This is a genomic window from Campylobacter sp. (genome assembly GCF_030528245.1).
Classification (GTDB): domain Bacteria; phylum Campylobacterota; class Campylobacteria; order Campylobacterales; family Campylobacteraceae; genus Campylobacter_D.
This window is the reverse complement of record NZ_JAUMZG010000051.1, coordinates 1-5,667: the sequence shown is the minus strand read 5'-3', so window position 1 is coordinate 5,667 and position 5,667 is coordinate 1. Positions and strand designations below refer to the sequence as shown.

The following is a 5,667-nucleotide window of genomic DNA, read 5'->3' as shown; positions in this document are numbered from 1 at the left end:
ACTGGCGCCCTCCAAGCGGGTAAGCTCACTCGCGCAAAGCCCTCCTGTGCAGCTTTCAGCGAAGGAAATTTTTAGTCCTTGGGATTTGAGTTTAGAAAAGATGAGGCGCAGTGGATCCTTAGCGAGAAAAAATTTGCCCTCAAAAAGTGCCTTGATACTCTGCAAAAAGCCCTCTAGAGTGCCGTGTTTTAGGGAGCTAGCCTTGATGAGGGTGAGGTGGGGTAGGAGGGGGGTGGATTTTATGCTTACCTCGTAGGACTTGGTGAGGGTTTGCAAGAGGAGGATGGCGCTTTCCTCATCGATGCCAAAGAGGCAAAAATAGGCATAGTCCAAATTTGCCTCGCCCAAAAGGGGGGGGATTTTTTCCTCTGGGGTGGCTTTGAGGAGGTTGATCTTGCATCCTTTTAGCTCGCAGAGGAAGCTATTTTGCGCGTTAAGGGACCTATCAGGCACTAGGGTATGATCCTTTAAAACGAGCTTATCCTCGCTTAGGGTGGCTAGGACCTTAGCGATGAGGGGGTAGTTTTGTGGGCTAGAAAAGATGGTGATGAAGCTGTATTTTTGCGTGAGTTTTTCGAGCAAGAAGGGCAGTTCTTTGTCGCTTTTGCCCTGGAAACGCAGCTCTTGAATTTCTAGGAATTTTTCTTCATAGCTTCTAAAAATGCAGTCTTTAAAACTAGGATGTAGGATCAACTCATCGCCGATGATAAAAAGCAAGTGTTTCATAAAAATTCTCCTTTTTTTAAAAATTATAACCAATTATAAAATTTTATGAAGTAGAATTTTTTCAAAAAAAGGTGCGATGCTTATGGATTATAAAAAAACCCTACTTTTACCGCAAACTGACTTTGCCATGCGGGCTAATTTGAGTGAGCTAGAGCCAAAACGCTTTGCTAAATGGCTACATAAAAATTATGCCTATGAAAAGATGAAAAAAAAGCGCGAAAAGGCGGAGAAAAGCTTCATCCTCCACGATGGTCCGCCTTATGCTAACGGACGCATCCACATAGGCCACGCCCTCAATAAAATCCTCAAAGAAAGCCTCGTAAAACTCCACTACTTCAAGGGCGAAAGGGTGCGTTTTACCCCCGGCTGGGACTGCCATGGTCTGCCCATAGAGCAGCAGGTGGAAATAAAACTTGGCGAGAAAAAAAAGAATCTGAGCAAAAAAGAAATCCGCGCTTTTTGCAGAGAGCACGCCGAGGAATTTGTGAATATTCAAAGAGAGGAATTTAAAGGGCTGGGCATTTTGGCTGACTGGGACAGGCCCTATTTGACCATGGATTTTTCCTTTGAGGCGGACATTTACCGCACTCTGTGCGCGGTGGCACAAAAGGGACTTTTGATAGAAAGGTCCAAGCCGGTTTTTTGGAGCTGGGCGGCAAAATCGGCCCTGGCTGAGGCGGAGGTGGAGTATGAGGAAAAGGAGGACTATTCGACCTTTGTGTGCTTTCCTCTGAGTGAGGCGGCCTTGCAGAGACTGGGCGTTAGGACGGCAAGGGCTGTGATATGGACGACGACGCCCTGGACCCTGGTGGCAAATCAGGCCATAGCCTTAAATCCTAGCGAGGATTATGTTGTAACGAAGGAGGGGTTGATTTTCGCCAAGGCCCTGCTTAATAGTATGGTAAAAAAGGGCTTTAGCCAGGGAGAGGTTCAAAAGAGCTTTAGGGCAGGGGAGCTTGAGGGACTGGAGGCGATTAATCCTCTAAACAATAGGAAGTCCCTTTTCATACTAAGCGATCATGTTTTGATGGACGGGGGGACGGGGCTTGTGCATACGGCGCCTGGGCATGGGGAGGATGATTATTATGCTTGTTTGCGCTATGGTATTGAGATCTTGATGCCCGTAGATGATGGGGGGTGTTATGATGAGAGTTTGCGCACTAAGGCCTTGCTACCTGAGCATTTGCTCTCTGAATTCATAGGGATGCACATTTTCAAGGCGAATGAGAAGATCCTAGCACTTTTGGGAGAAAATTTGCTCGAGGCTTCTAAATTTAGGCATTCTTATCCTTTTTGCTGGCGAACGCATAAGCCTGTGATTTACAGGGCGACGAAGCAGTGGTTTGTTGTGATGGATGAGAAGAGGCTTGGGGGGAAGAGTCTCAGAAAGAGGGCGAAAGAGCAGATTTTAAAGACTCGTTTTTATCCTCCAAGCGGGGCAAAACGCATAGGCTCTATGGTGGAGAATCGTCCCGATTGGTGCATTTCTAGGCAGAGAGACTGGGGGACGCCCATAGCTTTTTTTAGAGATAAAAAGAGCGGGGAGGTGCTTTTTGATGAGGAGCTTTGCGAATTTATCGCTAGCATTTTTGAAAGACAGGGCGCGGATGCGTGGTGGGAGCTGTCTGTTGAGGAGCTTTTACCGACGCATTTGAGGGCGAGGGCGAAGGACCTGGAAAAGGTAAGCGATATACTCGATGTGTGGTTTGATAGTGGCAGTACCTTTAATGTCGTCTTAAATGCGTCAAAATACGATGCTGGAGAGGGTGAGGCTAGCGTGTATTTGGAGGGAAGCGATCAGCACAGAGGGTGGTTTCAAAGCTCACTTTTAATTAGCACCATACTCCAAGAAAAAGCGCCCTATAAAGCCATACTTACGCACGGCTTTACCATCGATGAAAGGGGACGGAAAATGAGCAAGTCCCTAGGCAATGTCATCGCCCCTGAATATGTGGCGAAAACCTACGGAGTGGAGGTTTTAAGGCTGTGGGTGTTTTTGAGCGACTATGCTTCGGATTTGAAGATTTCCGATGGCATTTTAAAGCAGGTGAGTGAGCAATACCGCAAAATTCGCAACACCATACGCTTTCTTCTTGCCAACACGAACGACTTAAAAGACTTAAACTGCGAGGCGTTTTCCTTCATCGATCAGTGGATTTTAAGCCGTGCGAGTGAGGTATTTAAGCATGCTAAGGCGGCTTTTTATCGCTATGATTTTGCCAAGGGCTTTGGGGGGCTTTTGCATTTTTTAAGTGCGGATCTAAGTGGAATTTACTTAGACATCAGTAAGGACAGGCTTTACTGCGAAAGGGAGCAAGCCCCTAAAAGAAAGAGCTCTCAAGTGGCTATGGCTCTGATCGCCAAGGAGCTCTTAGCCCTACTTGCGCCCTTTTTAAGCTACACGGTGGATGAGGCCTTAGAGCACTGTGCTGCGTGTATAAAGGGGGAGGCTTTGGATGTGTTTGATGTGGAGTTGGGGGGGGATTTTGACTTTGATTTTGGCATTGAGGATGGTTTTTTACTTGCCTTAAGGGAGAAATTTTTTGAGAAGATCGATGCCTTAAAAAAGGATAAAATCATCAAATCCACCCTCGAGCTTACCCTTTCTGGCTCAGTTTTTGAGCGCTGGGAGAGGGAGGAGATCGCCGATTGGTTTATGGTCAGTGAGGTGGGAGAGTGTGGGGGTGAAAAGCTCTGCGAATTTGAGCTTGAGGGCGAGAGGATTAGCCTTATTAAGTCTGCCAAGCACAAATGCCCAAGGTGCTGGAGGCATCAGGCACTAAGCGAGGGAGAGCTTTGTGCGCGTTGTGAGGCGGTGCTGCATGCTTGAAAATCCCATCCCCACAAGCCTCATTTTAGCGACCATAGTGCTGGTTTTAGTCCTTAGCGCCTTAGCGATTAAAAAGATAAAGGAAAAAAAATGATCCATCTAAAAACCGCCCTAAACTACACGCAAAACGACCTTGTTCTCCTCAAAAAAGAGCTGAACGAAAGGGCGAAAAAGCAAAAAGAACTGGGTGTTTACATCGAGCAGTTTTTGGGTAGAAACTTAAGCGATGGCGGGGATGGTGTGCCTGTGGCGATAAAGGACAACATCAGCGTTAAGGGCTGGGAGCTTACTTGTGCGAGCAAGATTTTGCAAGGCTATGTCGCACCTTATGATGCGAGTGCCATTGTGAATTTAAAAGCGGCTGGCTTTGCTCCCTTTGGTAGAACAAATATGGACGAATTTGCTATGGGTAGCTCCACAGCGACCTCATTTTATGGTAAAACTCTCAATCCTACAAATCCAAAATGCGTCCCTGGTGGCAGTAGCGGTGGCTCGGCTGCAGCTGTGGCGTCGGGACTGGCCTTAGCGAGTTTAGGAAGTGATACGGGTGGCTCTGTGAGACAGCCTGCGGCTTTTTGTGGTTGCGTGGGCTTTAAACCAAGCTATGGTAGGGTGAGTCGATACGGACTGGCCTCATACTCTTCAAGTTTAGATCAGATCGGCACCCTGACACAAACGGTCGAAGACGCCGCCCTTTTATACGATGCCATAGCCGGATACGATGAGAAGGATAGCACAAGCGCAAATATTGAATTTATCAAAACTGCCCCACTTTTAAACCCAGAAAGAAAGCTTAAAATCGCCGTGATAGAAAACTACATCAAAAACACGGACGAAGCCGTAAAAGCGGCCTTGCTAAGAGCCGTGGATGCGCTTAGGGCACACGGATTTGAGGTGGTTTATAGAAATTTGCAGGATTGCGAATTTGACATTGGGACCTATTATATCATCGCTACGGCTGAGGCGAGTGCGAATTTGAGCCGCTATGATGGGGTGCGTTATGGACGCAGGGCAGAAGCGGACAATCTTAAAGAACTTTACATAAAAACGCGTAGTGAGGGCTTTGGCGAGGAGGTGAAGAGGAGGATTTTGCTGGGGAGTTTTGTTTTGAGTAGTGGGTATTATGAGGCTTATTATCTTAAGGCACAAAGGGCGAGATCCTTCATCAGGGCTCGATATGAGGAAATTTTGCAAGATTGCGATTTGATTTTTATGCCTGTTACGCCAACGACGGCTTTTAGTTTTGATACGAAAAAAAGCCCTATGCAGAGCTATTTGGAAGATCTTTACACCCTCGCAGCAAATTTAGCCGGACTGGGTGCAATTTCTGTGCCTGTGGGAAGGGATGAGGATGGGCTTAACATTTCCGCTCAGCTTCTTTGCAGGGCTTATGAGGAGCAGACCTTGCTAGGTGGGGCCTTGGCCTTGGAGCAGATTATAAAAGAACAGAGGAGTTTGCGATGAAGATTGTAGGGCGTGCCTTGACCTTTGAGGATGTTTTGCTAAGACCTTGCTATTCTGAAGTTTTGCCTAAGGAGGTGAAAATTCACACCCAGCTTACTAAAAAAATTCGTCTCAATATCCCCCTCATTTCTGCGGCTATGGATACGGTAACCGAGCATAGAGCGGCAATTATGATGGCGCGACTTGGTGGACTTGGCATCATCCATAAAAATATGGACCCTGCCTCTCAGGTGAGGGAGGTTAAGCGGGTGAAAAAAAGCGAGAGCGGTGTGATTATCGATCCCATTTTCATCTCGCCTAAGGCTAGTATTTATGAGGCTTTAGAGCTTATGGCGGAATATCGCATTTCAGGCATCCCTGTCGTGGATGAGGCGCGAAGACTTTTGGGAATTTTGACCAATCGTGATTTGCGTTTTGAAAGCGATTTTGAAAATAGGGTTGAAAGCGTGATGACAAAGGCGCCTCTCATCACTGCCCCGCAGGGTTGCACTCTAGATGATGCGGAAAAAATTTTTAGCACAAATAAGATCGAAAAACTTCCCATAGTGGATAAGGAAGGTCGTTTGAGTGGGCTTATAACTATCAAAGATCTTAAAAAACGCAAAGAATATCCCGATGCCAACAAGGACGATTTTGGTCGCCTTAGA

The 5,667-nt window shown here is 46.8% G+C and carries 4 protein-coding genes; 3 read left to right on the top strand and 1 reads right to left on the bottom strand.

Annotation, left to right across the window (positions count from 1 at the left end; all coding sequences use genetic code 11):
• Positions 1–726, bottom strand: a 726-nt coding sequence (locus tag Q4A73_RS07095; RefSeq protein WP_303206757.1) for a CinA family protein, incomplete at its 3' end; no start/stop codon positions are given.
• Positions 727–808: 82 nt separating this feature from the next.
• Here Q4A73_RS07095 and ileS point away from each other — a divergent pair.
• From ileS to Q4A73_RS07080, 3 genes are all read left to right on the top strand, one after another.
• Entirely contained in the window at positions 809–3,556 is a 2,748-nt protein-coding gene (gene ileS / locus Q4A73_RS07090; RefSeq protein WP_303206756.1) for an isoleucine--tRNA ligase, read from the top strand.
• 90 nt (positions 3,557–3,646) lie between these two features.
• On the top strand, positions 3,647–5,020 hold the full coding sequence (gene gatA, locus Q4A73_RS07085) for an Asp-tRNA(Asn)/Glu-tRNA(Gln) amidotransferase subunit GatA (RefSeq protein WP_303206755.1): 1,374 nt from the start codon (positions 3,647–3,649) through the stop codon (positions 5,018–5,020).
• On the top strand, positions 5,017–5,667 hold a 651-nt coding region (locus Q4A73_RS07080), incomplete at its 3' end, for an IMP dehydrogenase (RefSeq protein ID WP_303206754.1). The genes gatA and Q4A73_RS07080, both read left to right, overlap by 4 nt.